At 38.2% G+C, this 3,751-nt stretch carries 2 protein-coding genes; both read left to right on the forward strand.

Features of this window, described 5'->3' with window-relative positions:
* The first annotated feature begins 257 nt into the window (after positions 1–257).
* Positions 258–3,296 (forward strand): AAA family ATPase, encoded by a 3,039-nt coding sequence (locus QZL64_RS07450; protein WP_021841381.1) that lies wholly within the window; start codon positions 258–260, stop codon positions 3,294–3,296.
* 367 nt (positions 3,297–3,663) lie between these two features.
* A partial coding sequence (locus tag QZL64_RS07455; RefSeq protein ID WP_296309453.1) for a hypothetical protein occupies positions 3,664–3,751 on the forward strand: 88 nt, incomplete at its 3' end.

Genomic DNA, 3,751 nt, shown 5'->3' on the forward strand with positions numbered 1-3,751 from the left:
AAAGCCACACACACTTTTTGTCCTATAAGCCATAAAAAACCATTTAATTATGCATAATTGCTATATGTATTTTGCGAAAAATTGATTCATTGGCGTGTTTTATCTATTGCTTTATTGTATAATAAAAAGTGTCAAAAAAGATTTCACAAGATGGAAGCAACGTGAAATTTTAGATTAAAAAGTTTGACGTTTTGTTTGACGTTAGCATTTGACGCAAATAAATGTCATAAAATAACAATACAGGCAGAGGGATTATTATGGCAGCAAAATTGGTAGTGCGTTTTTTGGGAACTCCTGAGATTCTCAAGGATGGGGAAGAGGTATTTTTCTCCTATAATAAGGTCAATGCATTAGTGTATTACATTCTGGTGCGCGGGACCGTTATGCGTGATGAATTAAGCGGTATTTTATGGGCTGATAAACCGGATGCGGTAGCTCGTAAAAATCTCCGCAATGCAATTTACGAAGCAAAGAAAATACTGGGGGCCGATACGTTTATTTCACCACGTAAAGCGATTATTAAAGTCAATCCGGCGGTGGATGTGGAAATTGACAGTAAACTGTTCGAAGCCGATCCGGTGGGGCAGTTGGATTTATATAAAGGTGAATTTTTGCAGGGCTTTTTCATCAAGGATTCCGTGGAATATGAAGATTGGTACTTAGCCGAAAGAAGTCGGTTAAAAAATCTATATATGGATGCTATTGCCGAAAAATTGCAGATTGCCGTGTCCGAAAAAGACTACAATACAATTGAACGGCATGGTCAGCTTTTGATAGCTCAGAATCCGTATGATGAGAATGTGTATGCTATCGTACTGCGCGCTTATTGCGAACAGGGCAAGATGCAGCAGGCTATGGAGCTCTACGAAGAAATGAAAGAGCTTTTCCAAGGGGACATGCAGTCTGATGCTTTGGCTGATATTGATGCCATTATTAAAGATGCGTTGCAACAGGAAGAGAAGAAATTCCAGAACCGCTCTCATCGTATAGCGATTCCTATTGGCCGTGAAAAAGAATTGGAAGATATGACGGCTCATATTTGGTCCTTTATGCGTGGTCGTGCCGGTGAAGCATTGATTTTATTAGGCGATGCGGGGAGTGGTAAAACGATGCTTAAGGATATTGCGCTCGACAGCTTACAGGATGAAGTGACGGTTATTCAGACTAATTGTTATCAGTTGGAACGTAATTTTTTACTGCATCCGTGGACAGAAATTGTAAATGGTCTTGTTAAATTATTGGAAGAAAACGGAACCATGATTCCTGATTTTGAACTGAGTCGTTTATATACTTTGTTCCCACAAATGGACATGAGTATTGACCGCGATTTAGGTTTGGTGGAAATTAAGGACATCTTGAAGTTTGATTCTATCTTTCATACGTTGTCAACCGTGCTTGATGTGGCATCGGCCAATAAAAAGTTAATTATTGTATTTGAAGATATTCAGTGGATGGACCCGCTCAGTTTGTCCCTTTTGAGCAGTTTAATCCTGCGCAAACAATCGGATCGGATTCTGTTCCTTATGACGGGCCGCGATTCCCGTGAAAAAGATTTTCAACATTTTATCACGTCTATTGCCGTCTATAAACGTCTTCATGTAACACAGTTAAATCCGTTATCCAAGAAAGATATTCAGCAATATGTGGAAGCGGCCGGTTTAAACATTCCTACAGATGCAAATTTAATTAACAAATTACAATTGGAAACAGAAGGCAATTTATTTTTACTCAATGAATGTTTAAATTCGCTTAAGACTACAGGCAGCTTAGATAAATTGACTAATAATATGGCAACCTTGTTTAAGGCCAATTATTTATCCTTAACGGAAGAGCAGCAGAAAATTATTGATTTTATTTCGCTGTTTTATAATGGTGCGCCGATTTCCATGATCAGTGAATATATGAAAATGGACACCTTACGCCTGTTGGAATATTTGGAAGCGTTGGAAGCGAAGAATATGATAACGCCGTTTTCACAACAAGCGGATGTTTTATATGAAATCAGTCAGCAGAAGTTGAAAGAATTTATTCAACAGCAATTATCACCGGAAAAATGGAAAATTTTACATGGTTATTTGGGCTCCTTATGGGAAAAACGCTTAACTCACTCCAAAAAGGACGTAGTGATTTACAAGCATTTGGAATATCACTATGAACAGGCCGGCGAATTGGTTAAAATGGGGCACTATAAACTGAAAGGGCTCATGTATTACTTGAACTTCAGTCATGAACTCTTCCCGGTACTCAGTCTGTCCGAACCGATGCAGACCGGTGGGGCCAGTTATTTTACGGAAGCGGATACCTTACAATATCTGAGTGATGTGGATAAAATGATGGAACGCATTCGTGAAACCTGCGGTGCTACAACGGAAGTGAAGAATTTGGAACTTATGTATTTGCACTTAATCGGACGTTATTTCATTCGTGAAGGCAAATATGAAAAAGGGGTTCGCTATATTCTTGATTTGATTGAACAAGCATCTGAAATGCGTAATCGCGATTATACTCTCATGGGGTATAAACAGATGATTTACTACGATATCCAAACAGGTAATACCAATGAAATGAAAAACTATTTGGAAATTGCTTTGGATTTGGCCGTAGAATGTAACTACCATAAGGAAGTAGGGATACTTTTACGTCTTAAAGGCTTAAATATGATTATGCAAGGTGACTTTGAAGAAGCGGAACGGCTTCTCAATGAATCCATTGCTACGTTTATGGTAACACAAACGGTGGCTCGTCGTTATGCCTTAAATATTGCGGCAGCCTATAATTATATCGGTGAAATCCGTCGCGGCCGTGGGCAATTTGAAGAAGCCATTGAGTATTATGATAAAGCGTTAGCTATTTGTAATGATCAACAGGCTTACAGTTCCTGGGTAGTATTTTCCTGTAATGCGGGCATTGCGGCCTATAACTTAGGGCAGTTTGACAAAGCACAAGTTTATTTTGAACAGGCTTATGAATTCTTTAATCGTTATGATTTCTATTGGCGTCGCCCAATCGTTGAATCGTACTTGGCCTTGTTAGCTATGCGCGAAGGCAATCAAGAAGGCGCCTTGAAGTACATTGATGAAGCGATGGCAAAATTAACGATGATGAATAATCCGCAGGAAGTAGGGTATGTGAATATGGCCATTGCTTTAATTAAGCATGAATATCCGCAATCCGAAGTTACTAAGCGTTATCGCGGCAGTATCGGCATGTATAGCGGTCGGGCTTTACGCTATTTGGATTTATACCGCGATACCTATGAAAGAGCAAAATTAGAAGCTATGAATGAAGCTTCGTAATTAGCAACTATGAATGAAGCTATGAATGAAGCTTCGTAAGTTTAGGGAGATTGTAATGAAGTTCCAAGTGGAATTTGGGATTTTCGTTACAATCTCTTTTTCTGTTTTGTGATTTAGCATTTTAACATGATAAAAATCGTCTGGAAAATGTCAATTTTAAAATTGACGGGCTCTTATTTTTACGGACTTTTTTCAGATTATTCTATTTGATACTTAATGACAAATTTTTGAGGTTTGAAAAACTTTGACCATTTTACGACAAATTTAAAGTATACTATAAAAAAGTAAATATTTACTCAGACCGGACACATTTACTTTACTGATTTTGAAAGGTTAGCAAAGGAGTTGAAACTGTATGGATATTTTAATGAACCCGATAGTGGTATCAGTTATTGTCATGTCAGTCATTTGTTTGCTCAAAATGAACGTTCTGTTAGCCGTAATTGTGGCTGCTA

The organism is Veillonella sp. CAG:933 (assembly GCF_000431435.1).
Lineage (GTDB): Bacteria > Bacillota > Negativicutes > Veillonellales > Veillonellaceae > Veillonella_A.

Coding starts and splice junctions, on each gene's coding strand:
- QZL64_RS07450 (WP_021841381.1), top strand. CDS start 258: ATGGCAGCAAAATTGGTAGTGCGTTTTTTGGGAACTCCTGAGATTCTC.